This is a genomic window from Haloarcula argentinensis DSM 12282, from assembly GCA_000336895.1.
In the GTDB taxonomy this organism is placed as follows: Archaea; Halobacteriota; Halobacteria; order Halobacteriales; family Haloarculaceae; genus Haloarcula; species Haloarcula argentinensis.
Genome location: AOLX01000017.1, coordinates 258,298 through 278,805, shown reverse-complemented (window position 1 = coordinate 278,805; position 20,508 = coordinate 258,298). Strand labels below are relative to the sequence as shown.

Genomic DNA, 20,508 nt, shown 5'->3' with positions numbered 1-20,508 from the left:
GTATGAACCCGATTCTCGTCGCTATTCTGCTGGGCCTGCTGCAAGGGGTGCTGGAGTGGATTCCGGTCTCCAGCGAGGGCGGCGTCGCCCTCGCGTCGACGGTGGTCACAGGCGTCTCACCCGCCGCTGCGACCCGCCTCGCACTCTTTCTCCACGCCGGGACGGCAGTTGCGGCCACGGCCTACTACCGCACCGAGGTCCGAACTATCCTCCATTCGATCCGGGAACTCTCTCGCCGCCCGTTCGCCGACGAGACGGCGGATCTCTCGTTTATCGTCATCGCGACGGCGGCGACCGCCGTCACCGGCCTCCCTGCGTATCTGGCTCTCGACGCGGCCGTTTCGGAGCTTGAGGGTGGTCTCTTTCTGGCGCTGGTCGGCGGCCTGCTCGTCATCACCGGCCTCCTCCAGCGCTTCGCCGCGGCGCTGTCGCTTGGCGAGCGTGAGGTTCCGGACGGGCTCGATGCCGTTCTGGTCGGCGTGTTGCAGGGACTGGCCATCCTCCCTGGCGTCTCCCGGTCCGGGACGACGGTAAGCGCGCTGTTGCTCCGGGGCCATGAGGGCGAGTCGTCGCTTCGGCTCTCGTTTCTGCTGTCGATTCCGGCTGCGCTCGCTGCCAACGCACTGGTTCTCGTCGACGACGGCGTCCCCGCAATCGACCCGCTACCGGCTGTCGTCGCTCTTGTCGTGAGCGCTGTCGTCGGCTATCTCACTGTCGACGCGCTGGTCCGACTGGTGCGGCAGGTCCCGTTCTGGGCAGTTTGTACGGTGTTCGGCGGTCTCGGCGTCGTCGGTGGGTTGCTCGTCGCGCTGTAGTCCCAGGCGTGATCTTATTCTTCGTACTCGACTTCAGTACCGCTGGCGACCGGCTGAAGGATGTACTCGCCGGTTTGGCCGCGTTTGACCGGCGTGAAGTCGGCTGTGAACACGGTGCGGGTGTCCGCACGGATTTCGTACTCCTGTGTGAACTGTAGCGGCGCGTCGCCGGGCGTGTCAACCGTCGCGTCACCGCCCTCTGCGAGCGTCCCGTCGACGCCAGTCACGTCGAGCTGGAGGTACTCGTAGGTGTCAGCTTCAAGTTCGGTCTCGTCGACGAGGGCGGTGTTACCGTCCTGCAACTGGACCAGATCGGCTTCTTGGGCCTCGTCGAACTCGTGGTACTCGCGGGCGTCGCTCGTGTCCGCTGTCGTCGATTCCTCGGTCGCTGTGTCCACCTCCGAGGCTGGCTTGACCCAGATGCCGGCCATCCTGATAACACACGATTCGAAATCTCCGATGTCGCCCGGTTGGTCGGTCACCTGCGTTGCGAGCATCCCTGTTTCGGCGCTGCTCCCGGCACAGCCAGCGAGGCCAACTGTACTCGCTGCTGCGAGGCCGCCAGCGGCTTTCAGATAATCACGTCGCGATGTCGTTCCTGACTGCTGTTGGTCGCGCATACACTGGTCGAGAACCGTCCCGGGGTAAAGGAGCCGGCAGATAGTCGACACGAGTTCAGCCGAGTTTCTCCCGATTTGCCGGACGTGAACGGTTTATATCCCAGCACAGACCGGTCGGTACCGACCAGAACTGTTCCGGCGACGATGGAACTTATTTATCCCTTGGTATCAAATCTGTAGTACCAGCGGCTATGAGTGGTGACGAACGCAAGCTAGTCGACACGTCGGGGGACTTCCAGTACGTCGTCCGCGACGGTGACACAGTGACCGACCCGAAGTGGCGCTCCTGTCGACTTATCGTCACCAACAAGCGACTCATTCTGGCGACGAACGGCTCGAAACAGCCCATTCCGCACTCAAACATCACCCTCCCGTCGAACCCCGACGATCTGGTTCCCGACGGTGGCACCGGTGGCGCAACCGCGCTGGAGGTCGGCAACAACGTTCTGCTCGTCGATACGCCGAATCTGGACGACTTCCAGACGGAGTACGTCCGCGCGACCTTGCAGGGCGAGGTCATTCTCGCGCGACAGCAAGCGGTCGTCGGCGGTGTCGTTCAGGAGGACGCCGAGTGGAGCAAAGCGCGGTTTCAACTGGACGACGACATCATCCGCCTCCAGTTCCCCGGCGGCAAGAGTATGTCCTTCGAAATCGAGGATGTCGGCACTATCGAAACCGGGACCAGTACGGTGATGGGTCAGGAGCGGGAGGTCATCGAGGTCGAACACACTGACGACCAAGACCGTAGCGTCGAAACCCACATTTCGGGGATGGATCATCATACGCGGGCGCTGAAGACGTTGTTTACCCGCGTTATCGAGGACCGAGAGGACGATTACGAACTCTCGGAGATGGAGAGCCAGGTGTTGATGGCGCTGTACTCCGGCGTATCACCGTTTGAAATGTCTGATTTCGTCGGAACGACGCCCGACGAAGTCGAGGAAATCTACCAGAAACTGCTTGAGATTGGCGCGGTTGACGAGGTCCGGGTTCGGACCGAAGTTGCGCTGAACGCGCAGGGGCGGAATATGGCGAGTGAAGCAATGAGTGAGAAGTAGTGTGGCGCTACGCGCCACAGAACGAACGGCGAAGCCGTGAGTAGCGAGGGGCCGACCGAAGGGAGGTCCCTCGGATAGCGAACGGGGAGTGTTAGCGACCCGTGAGCACTAGTACGGCGCTACGCACTGCTGAACGACTGCCCTCGGCTCCGCTCCGGAGAATCATGCGGGGACCAGTCCCGAGCCGGAGTCGTAGGACAGCCTAGCCGAACGGCGCGCCCAGTGTGAACCACAATAGCAGTTCGCCTGCCACGCCCCACGGCTCGACGAACTCGCGGGCCGCTCCCGTTTCGCCGCCGTTACTCGGGCAGGTACTCGACGTCCTCAGCCTCCGTCACTGACACCCCATCCGGGAGTTCTGACTCCGGGACTGGCGTCAGCGTGAGGACTTCACCCGCCTCGGTCTGTACCCACTCCTGTCCTGTCGCTTGACTCCAATCGTGTGGCTCCCAGAACCCCGACTCGAAGCGCATCCAGATGTCGAGACCACTGTAGTACTCTCCCGTCGAACTTTCGTATATCATTGCTGACTCAACAGCGACTGCTGCCGTCGAAAAAGTCAATGCACCTACATGGTATTATTACTACCGGCAAGGCGGAAATTCGCCGGGCTTGAGAATGGAGGGATGCTTGGATAGCACGGGTAAAGCGGTGGTTCGGCCACTGTATGAGTATGTTTTACATGGGTGTCGTGAACGGACTGTGAACCAGTCGCAATCGTAAAAAACGGAGGGTGGCCTACTGCTGTTCCATCGCTCCCTCAAGCGACCAGAAGAAGCCGTAGTACGCGACGACGCCGGCGGCGAGCGTCAGGTAGTAAGCCCACTGTGGAGCCGATAGCAGATCGAAGATGACGCTCACAGCGGTCACCCAGGCGATGGCGAACACGAGGTCGACGAACATCCCTCGTTTGTGGTCGCGCACGTGGTCGCGGAGGGTGTCGACGACGCTCATCGGTGCCCTCGTACCAGCCGTGGCGGTCGTAGTCGGTTCAGTCCCATGCTAGTCACGCCTCGGTATCCGTCTCACCGTGAACGTCGACGACCAGCACCGGCAGCCGCGTCCGGCGCAGCACCTTTTCGGTGACACTACCGAGGATGACACGCTTGAGGCCCGAGCGGCCGTGGGAGCCCATCACGACGAGGTCGATGTCGTTGTCTTCGACGAACTTTCGGATGGCGCGGGCCGGCTCGCCAGCGGTGACATGCTCTTCGACCGCGATGCCGTGCTCGGCGGCGCGGTCGCGGACGTAGCCGGTGGCCTCGTCGGCGTCTTGCTTTATTTCGGTCATCTCCTCCAGGTTCCCCTGTCGGATACGGTCGACCTGCTCTGTTCCCAGCGAGTAACTGGTTGCGTCGACGTCGACGACGTACAGCGCGTGGACCGTCGCGTCGTACTTCGAGGCGATGTCGACTGCCTGATCGACCGCGTTTTCTGCGGTTTCGCTGCCGTCGGTCGGAACGAGGATGTTGTCGTACATTGGTTTAGTCGTCTGCGGGGGTGCCGCCGCCGGTGTTGTCGCCGACGACGTCTGCGGCGGTCTCCTGTTGCCCCATTGGTTCGGGGCTGTGACACTGCCGCACCATCTTCTTCGTCTCCAGCGGTGGCTCGGGCGTCGCTAGCGAGACGGCGATAGTGACGATGAACACGAGCGGCGTCCCGATCAGCGCCGCGCCGATGGGCGGGACGTACTGGGCGTATATTGGGACGAGTGCGCCACCCTCACCAGCGGCTGCGCCGAGCGCGCCGATGTAGCTCGGGAGGACGCTGTTGATAATCGAGGTGATCCAGATGAGCAGGCCGAGCACCATCCCGGCCAGTGCGCCCTGACGGTTTGTGTTCTCCCACCAGAGGCCGAGGAAGAACATCGGGAACAGGACGACGCCGGCCAGCGAGAACGCATAGGCGACCAGTTCGCCGATGAGCGCCGGTGGGTTGAACGCGGTCACCGTCACCAGCGCGCCCATGCCGATAATCGTCCCGCGACCGATGAGCACCTGCTGGCGCTGGGTCGCGTCGGGGTTGATCAGTTCGGTGTAGATGTCGTGTGCGACCGCCGATGAGGCCGTGATGAACAGGCCAGCTGTCGTCGCGATGGCGGCTGCCATCGCCCCGGCTGCGACGAGACCGACAAACCACGTCGGGAGGTTCGCGAACTGCGCGGCGAGCACGACGATCACGTCGCCTTCAGCGCCGGACATGCCGCCTTCCGCGGCATAGGCGCTCGCGCCCGTCGTCGTCTGGAAGAGGTCGACGCCGAAGGCCGCCATTGCGGGCGACGCCCAGTAGAGCAGGAGGATGAAGAACAGCCCCCACACGCAGGACCAGCGAGCGACGCGCTCGCTTCTGACCGTGTAGAATCGGACGAGGACGTGTGGGAGGCCACAGGTCCCGACAATGAGCGAGAACGCCGTCGCGATCCAGAGGTAGAACGGCTGGTTCACGAACGGCGCTGAGAACTCGCGGCCGAGGTCGGCGATCAGCGCGCCGTACTCGATCTGCGGGAGCACCGTCGAGTAGCCCTGCGAGAAGCCGACGACGTACACGCCTGCAAGGAACGCGACGATGAGGATGGTGTACTGGACGGCCATGTTCTTCGTCGCACCCAGCATCCCCGAGAGCGCGAGGTAGCCGACGGTGATGGTCATCATCACGACGATCATCGGGATGATGTCCAGCCCGAAGACGTACTGGCCGACCAGTCCCATGCCGCGGGCCTGTCCGACGGAGTAGACGTACGCGATGAGCAACGTGGTGAACGCGGCCAGCGCGCGGGCAGTCGGTGAGTTGAACCGGTCACCCACGAAGTCCGGCGCGGTGTACTTTCCGAACCGCCGCATCTGCGCCGCCAGGAAGATGAGCAGGACGAAGTAGCCGGTCGTCCAGCCGACGATGAACGCCAGGCCGTAGAAACCGCTGAGTGCCACCAGTCCGGCCAGCCCCAGATACGAAGCCGCGGACATCCAGTTCGCGCCGATGGCCATCCCGTTCTCGATGTTGCCGATGCCGCGGCCCGCGACCCACATCCCCTCGGTGTCGGCCACCTTGAACACGTAGCCGATGACGAGGAACGACGCCATCATCAGGAAGACGATAATCGCCGGGACGAGCTTGAATGAGATGTCGAGCGCATCGGCCTGTAGTGGGACCGTCACTGCTCGACACCCCCGTCAGTGGCCGCTGGCTCGCCCGCCTCGGGAGCCGTATTCTCGACGGAATCGGAATCGATGCCGTACTTCTGGTCGAGACGGTCCCGGTAGCGCGTGTACACTACTGCCAGTATGAGCGCGCCCGTGGGTGCACCGAACGAGACGAGGAAATAGTGCAGCGGAAAGCCGAACAGGGGCGTCTGCACGGTCATCATCTCCGGCGCAAGTGCGGTCAGCGTCACCGGGCCGAACACGACCAGCGCCCAGAGCACGAAACTGCTCCAGATGATCTTCAGATGGTCGCGCATGAACGGCGTGCTTGGTCGTAACAGGTTCACCTCCCTGTCGAGGTAATCGATGTCGTCGTGGGCGGCCGCCGTGCCGCCACTTGGTTGTATATTTGACTCTTCTCGGTCTGCATGCGTGTCTCTTGACATGGGTTGATAGGTTGAAAATTCGTGGTGCTGTTCGCCGCTACGGCTCAGTCTCCCTGAACCTTGGTCTCGATATCACTGACGACGTCAGGGTTTCGCAGCGTACTCGTATCGCCCAGTTCTTCGCCGTTCGCGATGTCTTCTAACAGGCGGCGCATGATTTTCCCGGAGCGGGTCTTCGGCAGCTCGGGCGTGAAAATGACCGCTTCCGGCCGGGCGATCGGCCCGATAGCGTCCTCAACACCGTCGATAATCGCGCTTCGAAGCTCCTCGTCCTCTTCGTAGCCGTCCTCGGTGATGACGTAGGCGTACACCGCCTCGCCCTTGATGTCGTGGTCGCCACCGACGACGGCGGCTTCAGCGACACCTTCTACGCCGACGATGGCACTCTCGATCTCCATCGTCCCGAGCCGGTGGCCGGAGACGTTGATCACGTCGTCGACCCGTCCCAGCACGGTGATGTAGCCGTCATCATCGATTTTCGCGCCGTCTTCGGGGAAGTACACCCAGTCGTCGGAATCGTCACTGTCGGTGTCCGAGTACTCCGCCCAGTACTCGCTGATAAACCGCTCGTCGTTCTTGTACAGCGTCCGGAGCATCCCAGGCCACGGCTTGTCGACGGTCAGGTAGCCGGCGCGACCGGGTTCGACTTCCTCACCCTCGGTGTCGACAATGCGCACGTCGTTGCCCGGCAGCGGCGGGCCGGCCGACCCGGGTTTCATGTCTTTGATGCCGGGCAGCGTCGTTATCATCATGCCGCCGGTCTCGGTCTGCCACCACGTGTCGACGACGGGACACTCCTCGTTGCCGATGTGCTTGTAGTACCATTTCCAGGCCCGGGGGTTGATCGGCTCGCCGACGGTGCCCAGCAGGCGCAGGCTGGAGAGGTCGTGTTTTTCGGGGTACTCCTTGCCCCACTTCATGAACGCGCGGATGGCCGTCGGCGCGGTGTACAGCTGGTCGGCCTCGTACTCCTCGACGATGTCCCAGAGGCGGTCCTTGTCGGGGTAGTCCGGCGTCCCCTCGTACATCATCGTCGTCGTCCCGAGCGCGAGCGGGCCGTAGACGATGTAGGAGTGGCCGGTAATCCAGCCGATATCAGCCGAGCAGAAGTACGTGTCCTCGGGTTTGATGTCGAGTACTGCCTGGGAGGTCCAGGCCGCCCAGGCGAGGTAGCCGCCAGTGGAGTGCTTGACACCCTTCGGCTTCCCGGTGGTTCCGGAGGTGTACATGAGGAACAGCATATCCTCGGCGTCGCGGTCGACCGGATCGACCGTTGCGCCCTCGTTGTCGGCGATGACGTCCTCGAAGGCGACCTGGTTGTCCGCGTAGTCGTGGTCGAAGCCGTCGCCGTCCATCAGGCGCTCGGCGACGATGGCGCGTTCGACCTCGTGGTCGACACCGCTCAGTCCTTCGTTGGCTTTGTCGAGATGGTCGAGCGGGTCACCACGGCGGTAGTAGCCGTCGCAGGTGACCAGATACTCCGAGTCGGCGGCGTTCATCCGCGTCGCGAGCGCGTCCGCGGAGAAGCCGGCGAACACGACGGAGTGAGGCGCGCCGATGCGGGCACAGGCCAGCATGGCGATGGGGAGCTGTGGAATCATCGGCATATACATCGTCACGACGTCGTCCTCGCCGACGCCCATCTCCCGCAGGCCGGCCGCGAACTCGTTGACTTTCCGGTGGAGTTCCTCGTAGGTGTAGGTGATGTTGTCTTCTTCGACTGGCTCGCCGACCCATTCGATAGCGGCTTCGTCGCCGCGCTCGTCGAGGTGCCGGTCCAGGCAGTTCGCCGACGCGTTCAGTGTGCCGTCGGTAAACCACTCGTAGAACGGCGGGTTCGAGTCGTCGAGTACCTGATCGTAGTCCTCCTCCCAGTCGAGGAGGTCGGCGGCTCCCTCCCAGCACTCCGGCCAGTTTTCTTCGAACTCGTCGTAGATACCCTCGTCCGTGACGTTCGCCTGCTCGACGAACGACTCCGGGGGCTCGAAAACCTCCTGCTCCGCAAGCCGCGCTTCTAGCTGGACATCTTCATCTGACATGGTCTATCATCGATATTTCACAGCGGCCATATAAACAGGGGGTCTAACTACGATAACATGAAACAGGGTTTCAGTTGTCGGTCGGCCGTCGAGGCTCAGCCGGCCGGTCGTCGAAAAACGCGGTCAGAACCTTCTGCTGTGCCTTCCTGAGGTGATTATGCAACGTCGGCGACGAGACGTCCAGCGAGTCCGCTAGCTCCTCAGCGGTCGAGCCGCGAGGCCACTCAAAATAGCCGCTGTGGTAGGCCGCCTGAAGAACGGTCTCTTGGCGGTCTGAGAGGGTGTCGGCGAGACGGTCGCGGAACCCGGTGTCCGTCTCGGCCGGGCGCTCCGTCTCTCGCTTCGCTGCTAACGATGTCTCCCTGTAGGCGTCGGTGACGGCGTTGACCGTTGGTCTGATATCGGCCTCACCGGGGAGCTCGACTGCGATAGTTGCGACACCGTCAATGGCTGTCACGGACTGGATGCGGCCGCCGCTCTCGACCAACTGGAGTGCTGGCGTATCGGTGACGACGACTTCCAGTAACACGCCGTCGCTGTGCTGTTCGAGGAGTCTGGCGTCGGCCACGCCGTCATCGTCGTCCGCATACGAGAGTATCGCGTCGGCCGAAGCGCCTTCGACCATCAAGTAGTACAGCAGTGACTGGCCCGCAACAGGGACGACGCCGGACAGTTCGACCGTACACTGTAGCGCCTCGGAGACACCGGCGGTAAAGGTTCGCTCGTCCCCACAGTGGAACTCCAGCTCGGTCACCGTGTCGGCAAGCAGGAGTCGCTTGCGTTCGGCGGCGACCTGCGCGTGGCCGACCTGTATGCCGAGCGCAGACAGTGCGGCACCTTCGGTGTCAGTGAGGCCCTCACCCGCCGCGACTCCGAGGACACCGGAGACGGTGTTTTCTCTGACGAGTGGGACCAGAGCAACCGATCCAGTGCTGTCGTCGACGATGTGAACCTCACCCACGTCAAGCAAAGCGGTGACTGACTCGATGTGGGCCTCGATCTGCTGTCCGACAGCCGGTTCCGAGATTTCTGCCGTCGCGCGCGGTGTCAGCCCGTCGCCGGTCCGTTCGGCGTGCCAGGCGAACTCGAAGCCCGCCGTCTCCGTCAGGTGTTCACAGACTGTCGTCGCAATCGCTTCACCAGTTGCAGCGGCCGCGAGCGCCTCGCTGACCGCCGTAATCCAGCCGACAGTTCGTTGCGGTTCGCTCGCGGTCGCCTGCCCGCCGGACCCGTCGACGGCCGCGACGATGGTTTCGCGGTCCGGTTCGTCAAGCAGCGGGTCCAGCCGGTCGAGTCGGTCCCAGCCGCCGAGCGCACAGACCACGTCTGGCGGAACGCCGTCGTCCAGCAGGCTCGCCGCGAACCGCCACCGGAGGTCACGCGAGGAAACCTCCTTCAGGCGCGGTGTCGTCTCAGCGGCTCGGTCGGCTACCTCGTTGACCAACATCTGGAGCCGACGCGGGGAGACAGAAAACAGCGGCTCGTCGTCCACCCCGGCCGCGTTCGCGTACTTCCGCATGTCGTGTTCGACCGAATCCGGAAGGGACGTCTCACGAACCACGTCACCGTCCTCCCGAACAGCAAGCAGGCGATGCCCCTCAAACTCGACGATGTCGGCCAGCCGTACGGCGGTCATCTCCGCCGGGCGGAGGCCGACCTCCGCACCGAGCCGGAGCACGAGGTCGGACCGGTGCGTTTCCGCCGCGCGCCGGAGCTGTTCGTACCCTCGCTCACCGATGCGGTCCGCTTCGCCATCCATATGTTTCGGAGATTCACAGAATATCGAAATAAGTATTGCGCCTAGCGCGCCGATTCCAACGAGAAGAGGACAGTAAGACGGTCAGCAAAGACGCTGTCGCCGCGGGTACGCTTCGGTGATATAGAAAGATACGAAACAGCTCACTCTCTTCTCGTCGTCGACTGGATCTCGCCGAGGATTTCGGGGTTACGTAGCGCGCTGGTATCGCCCAGTTCGTCGTCGTTCGCCACTGCGGTCAGCAGGCGGCGCATAACTTTGCCCGACCGTGTTTTGGGGAGGTCGGGCGTGAACACGATTTCCTTGGGGCGAGCGATACCGCCGATAGCGTTGACGATAGCGTCTTCGATGGCTGCCCGGAGTTCATCCTCGGCGTAGCCGTCTTCCGGGGAGGCGAACGCGTACACCGCCGTTCCGGTCGTCTCGTCGTCGGCACCGACGACGGCGGCTTCGGCGACGCCGGTAACGCCGGCGACCGTCGACTCCAGTTCCTTGGTGCTGAACCGCCGGCCAGCGACGTTGATTGCGTCGTCGATCCGGCCGAGGAACGTGATGTAGCCGTCATCGTCGACTGAGACGCTGTCTTCGGGGTAGTATCGCCACTCTTTGGCGTTGTCCGGGACGCTACCCCAGCCTGACCCGTCGAGCAGTGCCCGCGGCATCCCCGGCCAGGGTCGCGTCACGACGAGTTCGCCGGCCGTGTCCGACTCGGCGACCGCACCAGTGCGGTCGACGACGGACGCCTCGATTCCCGGTAGCGGCGTTCCCGCGGCCCCGGGTTTCATCTCGTCAACGCCGGGCAGCGTCGACACGAGCACCGCGCCGGTTTCGGTCTGCCACCAGGTGTCGACAACCGGGCACTCGCCGCCGCCGATGTGTTCGCGATACCACTCCCAGGCGCTCGCGTCCATCGGTTCGCCGACGGTGCCCAGCAGGCGCAGGCTGGAGAGGTCGTGCTTCGCGGGGTACTCCTCGCCCCACTTCATGAACGCGCGGACGGCCGTCGGTGCGGTGTAGAACACATCGACGGCGTACTTTTCAATGAGCTTCCACAGCTGGTCCTTGTTGGGGTGGTCCGCTGTGCCGTTGTAAAGCACTGTTGTCGTTCCGAGTGCGAGCGGGCCGTAGACGATGTAGGAGTGGCCGGTAATCCAGCCGATGTCGGCCGAACACCAGTACGTGTCCTCGGGCTTGATGTCGAGAACTGACTGGGCGGTCCAGGCGACGTGTGCGAGATAGCCACCAGTCGTGTGCGTGACGGCCTTCGGCTGGCCGGTCGTCCCCGACGTGTAGATACGAAAGAGTGGGTCGTCCGCAGCCCGCGAGACGGGCTCGACTTCGGCACCCTCGTGGGCCGCTAGCAGGTCGTGATAGTCGTCGTAGTCGTCGCCTAAATGCACGTCACGGCCCAGTCGGTCGAGCACCACGACCGATACGTCGTGGTCGACGGCGATTCGTGCGTTATCGGCCTTGTTCTTTTGTGCGACGGCGCTGCCGCGGCGGTAGTAGCCGTCACAGGTGATGAGGTACTCCGACTCGGCCCGCTCCATTCGCGTCGCCAGCGCGTCTGCGGAGAACCCGGCGAAGACGACGTTGTGTGGCACGCCAAGGCGTGCGCAGGCCAGCATCGCGACCGGAAGTTCGGGTACCATCGGCAGGTACAGCGTCACCACGTCGTCCGTGCCGACGCCGCGGTCCCGCAGTGCCGCAGCGAAGGCGTTGACCTCCCGGTACAGTTCGAGGTAGGTGTAGGTGCGGGATTCGCCGAGGTGGCCCTCCCAGACCAGTGCGAGTTGGTTCTTCCGCTCGGGGAGGTGCCGGTCGAGGCAGTTGTATGCGGCGTTTAATCGGCCACCGGAGAACCACTCGAACGGTGGCCCGTCCGTCCCACGGAGTACTGTCTCGAACGGCTCCGCCCAGTCGAGTAACTCGGCGGCTTCGCGCCAGCAATCGGGCCACTCCTGCTCGAAGCGGTCGTAGACAGTCGGGTCAGTCACGTTCGCCTGTTCGACGAACCAGTCCGGTGGTTCGACTGTCTCTCGCCCCGCCTGGGACTGTCCCCGATCCGGTTCGTCACCCCGTGTCATCAATTGACGATACATCGCCGCACGCAAAAAATATCCTATCTAATTGTGTATGATTCCGCTGTGGGCGAGCCGCCAGTGCAGTCGGCCGTTCTCACTTTCGACACTGGCGACGGAACTTATATTGAGTCCTGCGGACAACGGATGTACGAGAGGCCGGTACGGGGTATGAGCGACACCGAAAAGAAGATTGCCGATACGAAGGGGCAGTTCCTTCAGGCGGTCTCACAGGGCCAGCGCCTCACTGACGCCGAGTGGCGAAACTGTCGCATCGTCCTCACCACTGAGCGGGTCGCCCTGCTGGGCGACGACAAGCGACAGATCTCACTGACCGACATCGACCGTATCGCCGACCGATTCGACGTCAACCAGCAGAGCGCCGGTGTCTCCGACTACGTCGCCCTCTACGTCGGTGAGGACGTCATCCTCGTGTCGGCATCGAACCACGAGGCGTTCGAGACCGATTTTTACCGGGCGAGTCTCGACGGCGCAATCGTGCTGGTTCAACACCCGGCACTGAAAGGCGGCGTCGTCCAGTCCGCCGAGTGGACGAAAGGGCGACTCAAGGTGACCGACGAGGCGCTGAAGCTCGCGATGGCCGACGGGCAAGCGGTTGTCATCGACCGCGCCGACATCGGCGACCTCACTGTCGAAGAGAAACAGGTCAGCGGCGAGGAGCGGACGGTCATTCAGGTCGAGCACAGCGAGGACGACATCAGCGTCGAAACGCACCTCGCGGGGGAGGAGTTCCACGCCACTGTCCTCCGGACGATGCTCGAAGAGAGCGCCGAACAGAACCAGGCCGATCTGGACCTGAGTTCGACGGAGAAACGGGTCATCATGGCGCTGCACTCCGGCGTCTCGCCGTTCGACATCCCCAACTTCGTCGGCATCGACGTCGAGAAAACCGAGGAAATCTTCGACCGCCTGATCGAACTCGACGTAATAAGCGTGCTCCGAGAACGGACCGAAGTGAACCTGACGACGAAGGGGCGTCGGGTCGCTGGCGAGCGGATGGGCGAGCAGTAGTCCGCAGTTCTGGACTGGGAAGTGTTGATACGGATTTGATGCTGCGGTCGCCTGATACGTTTGATTTTCACACCACAATCTGGACATGCGTGGCGAGTAGCCACCGACGAATCTCGGTAAGGCCGCCATATTGAAGCCCTTCCTCCGTCTGCAACAAGTATGCACATCGATACGGCTGTGGTCCTCGCTGCAGGTGAGGGGACTCGCCTCCGGCCGTTGACGCGAAATCGGCCAAAACCAATGCTGCCGGCCGCGAACCGTCCGATCCTCGAACACGTATTCGACGCGCTGGTCGAGGCAGGTATCGAGAAACTCGTCGTCGTCGTCGGCTACAAGCGCGACCGCGTTCAGGACCACTTCGGTCCGACGTACCGTGGCGTTCCGATCTCCTACGTGAGCCAGACGAAGCAGCTCGGCAGTGGGCACGCACTCCTTCAGGCACGGAACGCTGTCGACGGCCCGGTTCTGGTGATGAACGGTGACCGTCTCGTCGACGCGGCCACCATCGAGGCAGTAGATACTTCCTACGCGGAGACCGGGCAAACAAGCATCGCTGTCGTCGAACGGCAGGACACCAGTCGGTACGGTGCTGTCGAGGTACAGGACGGCGACATCGTTGATATCGTCGAAAAGCCCCAGCGCGACGAGTTCAGACTCATCAACGGCGGCGTATACGCTTTCGACGGTGATATCTTCGAAGCGATCGACGAAACGACGCGCCACGCCGGCGAACTGGCGCTGACCGACACTATCGAGCTGCTGCTGGAATCTAATCGAATCCGGGCGGTCGAGGTCGACGGGATGTGGGTCGATGCGACCTACCCGTGGGACCTGCTGACCGTTGCCCGCGAGGTGCTGGCGCGGGGTCGGGTCGTCGAGTCAGCCCGCGACGAGCAGGTCTGGGTCGATAACTCCGCACGCGTCCACGACGAGGCGACCCTCCAGTCGCCGGCCGTCATCGGCCCAGACTGTGAGGTCGGACCGGACGCTGTCATCGGTCCGAATGTCGCGCTCGGACGCAACGTCACCGTCGGGGCCAACAGCGTCATCCAGCACACTGTCCTCGACGCTGACACGCGTGTCGACCCGAGTTCGACCCTCATCGACACTGTCACCGGCCAAGACGTGAACCTGGGCGTCAATACGGTCGTCCCCGGTGGCCCAGCCGATGTCCAGGTTGGCACAGAAGTGTTCGAGGACCAGCGGTTGGGCGCCGTCATCGCCGACCGTGCTGTTGCGCTCGGGGACGTGAGCTTCGTCTCCGGGTCGCTCGTGGGCCCCAACGCTCAGCTCGCCACTGGCGTGACAGTCGATGGGACTGTCCGCGAGGGTGCGGAGGTGGTCCGCTGATGTGTGGAATCATCGGCTGTGTCGGCCGCGGCGACGAGACGCTCGACACGCTCGTCCACGGCCTTTCGAAACTGGAGTACCGTGGGTACGACTCCGCTGGTGTCGCGCTTGCGAACAGCCATATCGACCTTTGCAAACACTCCGGCAAAATCGCCGACTTGCGTGAGGCTCTCTCCGAACGAACGCTCTCGGGCTCGGTCGGTATCGGCCACACCCGCTGGAGTACGCACGGACCACCTACCGACGAGAACGCCCATCCGCATCAGGACTGCACCGGCGACGTCGCAGTCGTCCACAACGGCATCATCGAGAACTACCAGTCATTGCGGGACGAACTCGTCAGCGCCGGCCACACCTTCACATCTGACACCGATACGGAGGTCGTCCCCCATCTCATTGAGGACGCGCTAGAGGCGGGAGCTGACGCTGAAGACGCTGTCAGAGAGACGGTCGACCGACTTGAGGGAAGCTACGCCGTCGCTGTCGTCGTTGCCGGCTGTGACTCGGTATTTGCTGCGCGAAACGACTCCCCGCTCGTGCTAGGTATCGACGACGACGCGACATACCTGGCCAGTGATGTGCCCGCCTTCCGGGACTTCACTGACAAAGTTGTCTACCTCGCTGACGGCGAGTTCGCCCGACTCAACGGTGCCGGATGGACCGTCACCGACACCGACGGCAATGTCATCGAGAAAGACATCGATACCGTCCAGTGGGATCCAGAGGAGACCGGCAAGAGCGGCTACGACCACTTCATGCTCAAGGAAATCCACGAGCAACCGCGTGCGCTCCGGCAGTGTCTGCGGGGCCGAGTCGACGAACTCGCCGGCACGGTCGATATCGGCGACCTCGGCGACCTCTCCCCGACCGGCGTCCAGTTCGTCGCCTGCGGGACTTCCTACCACGCTGCCCTACACGGCGCGCAACTGTTCCGCGAGGCTGGTATCCCCTCTCAGGCGTTCCTCGCCAGCGAATACGCGACCGCGACCCCACCGATCGGCGACGCGCTCGTCGTCGGCGTCACCCAGAGCGGCGAAACCGCGGACACGCTTTCGGCACTTCGGGCGGCCCGTCGCCGCGGCGCGCGCACGCTGGCCGTGACTAACGTCGTCGGCTCCACTGCGGCCCGCGAGTGCGACCACGCGCTGTACATCCGTGCCGGGCCGGAAATCGGCGTCGCCGCGACCAAGACCTTCGCCTCCCAGCTAGCCGCGCTGAACCTGCTCGCGCTCGGAACGTCCACAACCGGCGACGCCCGGCAGGTCATCAGCGCACTCCGCGACCTCCCCGGCCACGTCCAGGAGGTCCTCGACGAATCTGCCGCCCAGGAGGTCGCTGAGTTGTATCAGGATGCCAACGCCTACTTCTTCATCGGCCGCGGGTATCAGGAACCAGTAGCGCTCGAAGGCGCGCTAAAGATGAAAGAGATTACCTACAAGCACGCTGAGGGCTTTGCTGCGGGTGAGCTGAAACACGGCCCGTTGGCGCTGGTGACCGAGAACACACCGGTGTTTGCTATTGTGACCGGTGACGACGAGCGCGCCCGCAAGACGATCGGCAACGTCAAAGAGGTTGAAGCACGCGACGCCCCAGTGGTCGCGATCACGGATGGACAGAGTGACGTTGAACGATACGCTGACCACGTGCTCCAAATTCCAGAGACCCATCCGCGAGCCGCTGCAGTGCTTGCGAACACGCATCTGCAGTTGGTGTCGTATCACACGGCCGCGTTGCTGGGGCGAAACATCGACAAGCCGCGCAACCTAGCAAAAAGCGTGACAGTCGAATGAGTCGCGTGTAGCTGGCTACTCGCGCTAGTCGCTGTTTTCTGGTGATTCCGGCGGTTCGAGGAGCTTTATCGCCAGCCTGACTGCTTTTGAACCCGAGAGGGTATTTTCGATAGCTCGTGCCACCGAGACGAGACTAGAATTTTCCCAGAACCGTGTAGCTTGAGCTGTACAAGCGTCGAGAACAGCGAGTACCGGACCGACAGTGTGGGTTTTACGTAGATCGATGACGAGGGCCGCTGGCTCCGGTTCTGTCGTGAGCCAACGGTAGATCTTGGAGCCTCTAGCTATCTTGAGTAACCGAGCACACATTCTGCTGAGTGTTGAGCGCTCGAAACTCCGTGTGAACGCATCGGAAAGCGACTTCAGTACCGAATTCTCGACAGCCGACTGGAGACGCTGTTTTACCATTGTGACGTCTCTGTGGCCCTCATCGATAGCCTGAAATCACAGTCGCTTTGATCGTTACGGTACCTAGGTCCAGTGTCACGACACGTCCCTGCTGGAGTGTCTGGTCTTTGAATGTGACACCCGTATCAGTCTCTCGGACAGAGAGGTTTGCGGTGAAGGTGACGTCTTGGTTTATTGGATGCGTCCGTTCGTATATCTCTCCGTCCTGTCCCCTAGTGACGATCGTTGCGTTCTGACGCTGGACGGCCGAAACCCGTGCGACGGTTTCACCACCGAACGACTCTGTCATCCCCGGAGAAATACTGTTAGCGAGCAGTGGAGACACGTTTGATAACTGTAACTTGACATCGCGAGTTGCTGGCTGACCGCGTTGCGTCGTCGCACCGACCCGCGTGATTTCTCCCTTAATGAGGCCGTCTTCCGTCGGGAGGGAGAGGCTTGCTCCCGGCCGAACCATCGCCTCGCCGAACGCCTGCTGTTCACCGTAGGCGACGCTCTGGAGTGTCAACCCGAGGAAAACGGTCTTTGTATCGGGGTTGTCGGTTCCGTATGTTGTAACCGACTCGATAGTCGCCACTTCTCGTCCTTGTACACGGATCGGTTGTCCAGCGCTGAGACGTCTGGCGTCGGTTTCTGAGAGATTTGCTCTGACTACTACTTCTGTCTCAGTCGTGGTCAGATCGGCGCCCCCACCGACGTCTCGGATTGTTCCGGCGGCAGAGTAGGTTTCAGTCAGAAGCTCAAGCTGTCGGCCGTACCGCGGTGGTGAGCCGCTATACTGGATAGTCTCTCCCGAATACGGAGCCGACAATTCGGCCCGTACCATTACCCGCGCTGACTCGCCCTGTGGGGCGAGATATATATCTGTGACCGTGAGATCCGAATTCCCAGACGGACTGTAGCTGTCCCCGATAGACATCTGTGAAACGATGTACTCCGGCTGGGTGCCGAGGTCGATCGTCACATTCGTCGTCTCAGTTGTCGGGGCCGAACTCGATTCGCCATCGTCCATCAGTACAAGGCCGATTCCAGCGATTAGGACAGTAAGAGCAAGCACAACGACGAGGGCATCAATAATATTGATAACACCAAACAGATTCCCTTCGTCGTCGATGATATCGGAGTGCCCTTTCATCGACTTCATACAGGCCCATTTCCCGGCCAGTGTATGGCCTTTTCGTTTGGTTTCCAAGCACTTTGTATCCATGCTGAGCGCCTCGTATCCAACCTTCCGGTGACGCTGATACCTTTCTCGTGACCGGCACAGTGTCTGTCTTCTCTCTTTGTAAGCCAAATATGCGCACTTTCAATGATAAAACAGAATTGAGTGGGTTTACAATACGGCGGTAACAAACTTTTTCAGACTATCTGATTGCAGAATTAACTGTCCGACCGAAGGGTCACGCAGCGTGTAACGGTTCTATGGGTTTTTATACGCGACTATTATATCAATAATAACGCTCCAGATCTGTCTCGAAACGAGTTTCATATCATAGCTAAACGACTGGTCGCGCACGTACTCTAGATCGTATCGCAGCTTTTCGCTCGGCTCTTTCCCAGTCACATGATTAACCTGAGCAGGCCCTGTTAGGCCCGGTTTGACGAACCATCGTTTCTGCCAGTCAACGACGCCGGTCTGGATATCCGAATCCAGTTCCGGGCGTTCGGGCCGTGGACCGACAACGCTCATATCGCCCCGCAGTATCGACCAGAGCTGAGGAATCTCATCAAGGTGCGTCTGACGTAGCACTTGCCCAACTGATGTCACACGTGGGTCAACTCCACCTGCATCCTCGTCACTGATTTTCGCGCCGGTCTCGTCTTCGGCGTTCTCGATCATCGACCGGAACTTGTAGATGGAGAAGGTTTCGCCGAACACTGCTGTTCGGTCTTGCCGGTACAGTATCGAGCCGCCGTCCTCCAGCTTTATTGCGACTACAATTCCAATAATCACCGGCGATAGCGCGACCAGTCCAGCCGATGCGAACGCGATATCGAACGCGCGCTTGAGAATGTAGTCCTGTATGTCCCATGGTTCGACCTCCACATCGACTAGTGTTCCGACCCCACTGCTGGTGGTCAGTACGGAGTCTGTATGGTCCCGGTGGACTTTCGCGTTGACGCCGTACTCGTAACAGGCGTCGAGAGCGCCGAAGAACTCTGCCCGGTCGGCGTGTTCAAACGCCAACACGACCGTATCGATATCATACTCGACGAGCACGTCTTCGATTCGCGAGAGGCCACCCAGCCGTTCCAACCCGCTGGGGTTCGTTCCGCCGTCAGCGATGGCTTCGGTCCGTTCGATTGCCGTCATAACACTCGTTGGGCAGAGATAGCCCAGAAGTGTCCCGTCGACCTCACTTGCTACTTCCTCTATCACCTTGAGGTCGTCCCCAACGACGATGGTTCGTTCGCCGTTTGACGACGGTCGCTTGCGAATCCACACGAACCACGCGGGCAGTGCGACCAGTAACAACGGTGTCACTAACACGACAGTCAAGCGCGGTAGTTTGTATGAATAGTCGAAGTAGCCGATTGTCGCCAGAACGAGAGCTGCCACGAGCACCCGCTTCTGGGCCAGCGCTACAGCGTCGAGAATTCTCCGCGGACGGGGTTTGTACAGCGGGAGGAACACGCTGACGACGACTGCGGTCGTGACTAGGAGTTCGATCGTGAACTCCGGCCCCTCTGGGGGATCGGTCGGCAACCGACTGAGTATTGGGATGGTTGTCGCTATCGACTGGATGGTAGCGTTGTTGACAAGTGCGACGGCGACCGCTGTCAGCACGACGACGCCGGCTACACTTGCGACCCGGTACCGCCAGCCACTATCCATTATCAGTGTGATTGCCGAGTTCCGGGATAAGTCCTGCGTCCCGGGACTCAAATACTGAAGCTACTGTGCGTGGACACGCAGTCCAACCGTCCTGAATTCGTGAGTCGATGTATCGACAGCGAACGTACCAGCGCAGTTGTGTCAGCTATCATAACGTCGCTCCGACTCGCGTTGTGCCTGTTCTGTTTGGTGCTGTTCGATGGATATCGTCTCACGATGTTGTCAGACTTCCGATTGAAATGCCGTACAACTGTGTGGCCTACATGACCGCATGAGTACACTAGTTACTGGCGAGACGACCCGGTTTAGTCTCTCACTCGCTTGCAGCGATGTTCTCGGCGGACCTCTCCGGGTCAACCTCACCCTGTAGCCGTTTCTCGGCCTGATCTCGGTCCTCGGGATAGCCGATATCGTTCCGCCAGCCATCCATGCGGATCGCATCGATCGTTCGCCCAGAGTGCAACAGGAGGTCAATCGCATCACTGATTTCGTACTCGCCGCGGTTGGAGGGCTGCACCAGATGACAGGCGTGGAAGATGGCCGGCGTGAACGTGTAGAACCCGGTCATTACAAGGTTCGACGGCGGGTCCTCGGGTTTCTCGACGACCTCGGTGATCTCGCCATACTTGTTGGTGTCACAGACGCCGTAGCGCCCGGCCTCGTCCCATGGGACCTCCTCAACGAGGAAAGCGGCGTCGGCACGTTCCTCCGCCTGACGGTTAACGACGTCTTGGAGGTTCGCTTCGAAGATGTTGTCGCCGAGCATCAGCATGAAGTCGTCGTCGACGTGCTCTTCGACAGTCAGGAGCGCGTGGGCGAGGCCATTTTGCTCGCGCTGGTGGGTGTAGGTGATCGGGACGCCATCGAACTCGTCCTCGTAGTGATTAATGATGGCCTGCTTCTTGTAGCCGACAACTACCAGTAGTTCGTCAGCGCCTAGCTCGATCAACTGCTCGAAACAGTGGGTCAGAATCGGTTTCCCCGCGACCTCTACCATCCCCTTTGGCTTGTCTTCAGTCAGCGGGCGGAGACGGGTTCCTTCACCAGCGGCGAGTACGACAGCTTTCATATCTCTCAATTCGTTGGCCGTCCGATAAAACTCTTGTCGAATTATAAGATCCGAATTATAATATCCGC

Annotated in this window: 17 protein-coding genes; 5 read left to right on the top strand and 12 right to left on the bottom strand. The window is 61.6% G+C overall.

The window, feature by feature from the left end; all coding sequences use genetic code 11:
* The first annotated feature begins 2 nt into the window (after nucleotides 1-2).
* The gene (locus C443_RS10340; RefSeq protein ID WP_005536141.1) at nucleotides 3-815 is read left to right on the top strand and encodes an undecaprenyl-diphosphate phosphatase; all 813 of its coding nucleotides are present in this window, start codon (nucleotides 3-5) and stop codon (nucleotides 813-815) included.
* 14 nt (nucleotides 816-829) lie between these two features.
* Here the strand turns inward: C443_RS10340 and C443_RS10335 are convergent, their stop codons facing one another.
* Entirely contained in the window at nucleotides 830-1,435 is a 606-nt protein-coding gene (locus C443_RS10335; RefSeq protein WP_005536139.1) for a DUF4382 domain-containing protein, read from the bottom strand.
* 191 nt (nucleotides 1,436-1,626) lie between these two features.
* On the opposite strand from C443_RS10335, the gene C443_RS10330 reads away from it, so the two are divergent.
* Nucleotides 1,627-2,493: a CheF family chemotaxis protein gene (locus tag C443_RS10330; protein WP_005536138.1), complete on the top strand. Its 867-nt coding sequence runs from the start codon at nucleotides 1,627-1,629 to the stop codon at nucleotides 2,491-2,493.
* A gap of 299 nt (nucleotides 2,494-2,792) precedes the next feature.
* Here the strand turns inward: C443_RS10330 and C443_RS10325 are convergent, their stop codons facing one another.
* The 8 genes from C443_RS10325 to acs (C443_RS10290) form a co-directional block, all read right to left on the bottom strand.
* On the bottom strand, nucleotides 2,793-3,017 hold the full coding sequence (locus tag C443_RS10325; protein ID WP_005536137.1) for a hypothetical protein: 225 nt from the start codon (nucleotides 3,015-3,017) through the stop codon (nucleotides 2,793-2,795).
* A 214-nt stretch (nucleotides 3,018-3,231) separates the two neighbouring features.
* Entirely contained in the window at nucleotides 3,232-3,447 is a 216-nt protein-coding gene (locus C443_RS10320; RefSeq protein ID WP_005536136.1) for a hypothetical protein, read from the bottom strand.
* Between the two features lie 52 nt (nucleotides 3,448-3,499).
* A complete protein-coding gene (locus C443_RS10315; protein ID WP_005536135.1) occupies nucleotides 3,500-3,973 on the bottom strand; it encodes a universal stress protein in 474 nt (157 codons plus the stop codon).
* 4 nt (nucleotides 3,974-3,977) lie between these two features.
* On the bottom strand, nucleotides 3,978-5,648 hold the full coding sequence (locus C443_RS10310; RefSeq protein ID WP_005536134.1) for a sodium:solute symporter family transporter: 1,671 nt from the start codon (nucleotides 5,646-5,648) through the stop codon (nucleotides 3,978-3,980).
* A complete protein-coding gene (locus tag C443_RS10305) occupies nucleotides 5,645-6,079 on the bottom strand; it encodes a DUF4212 domain-containing protein (RefSeq protein ID WP_005536133.1) in 435 nt (144 codons plus the stop codon). The genes C443_RS10310 and C443_RS10305 overlap by 4 nt, the downstream gene beginning before the upstream one ends.
* Nucleotides 6,080-6,123: 44 nt before the next feature.
* Nucleotides 6,124-8,118, bottom strand: coding sequence for an acetate--CoA ligase (acs, locus tag C443_RS10300; RefSeq protein WP_005536132.1), 1,995 nt, complete (start codon nucleotides 8,116-8,118; stop codon nucleotides 6,124-6,126).
* Between the two features lie 70 nt (nucleotides 8,119-8,188).
* Nucleotides 8,189-9,877, bottom strand: a complete 1,689-nt coding sequence (locus C443_RS10295) for a bacterio-opsin activator domain-containing protein (RefSeq protein WP_005536131.1) — start codon at nucleotides 9,875-9,877, stop codon at nucleotides 8,189-8,191.
* A gap of 140 nt (nucleotides 9,878-10,017) precedes the next feature.
* Nucleotides 10,018-11,961 carry an acetate--CoA ligase gene (gene acs, locus C443_RS10290; RefSeq protein ID WP_005536130.1) on the bottom strand — a complete coding sequence of 648 codons (1,944 nt, stop codon included), beginning with the start codon at nucleotides 11,959-11,961 and terminating at the stop codon, nucleotides 10,018-10,020.
* 165 nt (nucleotides 11,962-12,126) lie between these two features.
* On the opposite strand from acs (C443_RS10290), the gene C443_RS10285 reads away from it, so the two are divergent.
* The 3 genes from C443_RS10285 (at nucleotide 12,127) to glmS (ending at nucleotide 16,127) form a co-directional block, all read left to right on the top strand.
* Nucleotides 12,127-12,987, top strand: a complete 861-nt coding sequence (locus tag C443_RS10285) for a CheF family chemotaxis protein (protein ID WP_005536127.1) — start codon at nucleotides 12,127-12,129, stop codon at nucleotides 12,985-12,987.
* Nucleotides 12,988-13,146: 159 nt separating this feature from the next.
* Nucleotides 13,147-14,337, top strand: coding sequence for a bifunctional sugar-1-phosphate nucleotidylyltransferase/acetyltransferase (gene glmU / locus C443_RS10280; RefSeq protein WP_049944000.1), 1,191 nt, complete (start codon nucleotides 13,147-13,149; stop codon nucleotides 14,335-14,337).
* Nucleotides 14,337-16,127, top strand: coding sequence for a glutamine--fructose-6-phosphate transaminase (isomerizing) (glmS, locus tag C443_RS10275; RefSeq protein WP_005536124.1), 1,791 nt, complete (start codon nucleotides 14,337-14,339; stop codon nucleotides 16,125-16,127). The genes glmU and glmS overlap by 1 nt, the downstream gene beginning before the upstream one ends.
* A 427-nt stretch (nucleotides 16,128-16,554) precedes the next feature.
* On the opposite strand, the gene C443_RS10270 is transcribed toward glmS, so the two are convergent.
* The 3 genes from C443_RS10270 to aglF form a co-directional block, all read right to left on the bottom strand.
* A complete protein-coding gene (locus C443_RS10270) occupies nucleotides 16,555-17,679 on the bottom strand; it encodes a DUF4330 family protein (protein WP_005536122.1) in 1,125 nt (374 codons plus the stop codon).
* A 276-nt stretch (nucleotides 17,680-17,955) separates the two neighbouring features.
* A complete protein-coding gene (locus C443_RS10265) occupies nucleotides 17,956-19,371 on the bottom strand; it encodes a sugar transferase (protein ID WP_005536120.1) in 1,416 nt (471 codons plus the stop codon).
* A gap of 313 nt (nucleotides 19,372-19,684) precedes the next feature.
* Nucleotides 19,685-20,440: a UTP--glucose-1-phosphate uridylyltransferase AglF gene (aglF, locus tag C443_RS10260; RefSeq protein WP_005536118.1), complete on the bottom strand. Its 756-nt coding sequence runs from the start codon at nucleotides 20,438-20,440 to the stop codon at nucleotides 19,685-19,687.
* Between the last annotated feature and the right edge of the window lie 68 nt (nucleotides 20,441-20,508).

Bases quoted from the DNA above. Each gene is read 5' to 3' on its own strand.
- C443_RS10340 (WP_005536141.1), top strand. From the start codon at position 3: ATGAACCCGATTCTCGTCGCTATTCTGCTGGGCCTGCTGCAAGGGGTG.
- C443_RS10335 (WP_005536139.1), bottom strand. From the start codon at position 1,435: ATGCGCGACCAACAGCAGTCAGGAACGACATCGCGACGTGATTATCTG.
- C443_RS10330 (WP_005536138.1), top strand. From the start codon at position 1,627: ATGAGTGGTGACGAACGCAAGCTAGTCGACACGTCGGGGGACTTCCAG.
- C443_RS10325 (WP_005536137.1), bottom strand. From the start codon at position 3,017: ATGATATACGAAAGTTCGACGGGAGAGTACTACAGTGGTCTCGACATC.
- C443_RS10320 (WP_005536136.1), bottom strand. From the start codon at position 3,447: ATGAGCGTCGTCGACACCCTCCGCGACCACGTGCGCGACCACAAACGA.
- C443_RS10315 (WP_005536135.1), bottom strand. From the start codon at position 3,973: ATGTACGACAACATCCTCGTTCCGACCGACGGCAGCGAAACCGCAGAA.
- C443_RS10305 (WP_005536133.1), bottom strand. From the start codon at position 6,079: ATGTCAAGAGACACGCATGCAGACCGAGAAGAGTCAAATATACAACCA.
- acs (WP_005536132.1), bottom strand. From the start codon at position 8,118: ATGTCAGATGAAGATGTCCAGCTAGAAGCGCGGCTTGCGGAGCAGGAG.
- C443_RS10295 (WP_005536131.1), bottom strand. From the start codon at position 9,877: ATGGATGGCGAAGCGGACCGCATCGGTGAGCGAGGGTACGAACAGCTC.
- acs (WP_005536130.1), bottom strand. From the start codon at position 11,961: ATGACACGGGGTGACGAACCGGATCGGGGACAGTCCCAGGCGGGGCGA.
- C443_RS10285 (WP_005536127.1), top strand. From the start codon at position 12,127: ATGAGCGACACCGAAAAGAAGATTGCCGATACGAAGGGGCAGTTCCTT.
- glmU (WP_049944000.1), top strand. From the start codon at position 13,147: ATGCACATCGATACGGCTGTGGTCCTCGCTGCAGGTGAGGGGACTCGC.
- glmS (WP_005536124.1), top strand. From the start codon at position 14,337: ATGTGTGGAATCATCGGCTGTGTCGGCCGCGGCGACGAGACGCTCGAC.
- C443_RS10270 (WP_005536122.1), bottom strand. From the start codon at position 17,679: ATGAAGTCGATGAAAGGGCACTCCGATATCATCGACGACGAAGGGAAT.
- C443_RS10265 (WP_005536120.1), bottom strand. From the start codon at position 19,371: ATGGATAGTGGCTGGCGGTACCGGGTCGCAAGTGTAGCCGGCGTCGTC.
- aglF (WP_005536118.1), bottom strand. From the start codon at position 20,440: ATGAAAGCTGTCGTACTCGCCGCTGGTGAAGGAACCCGTCTCCGCCCG.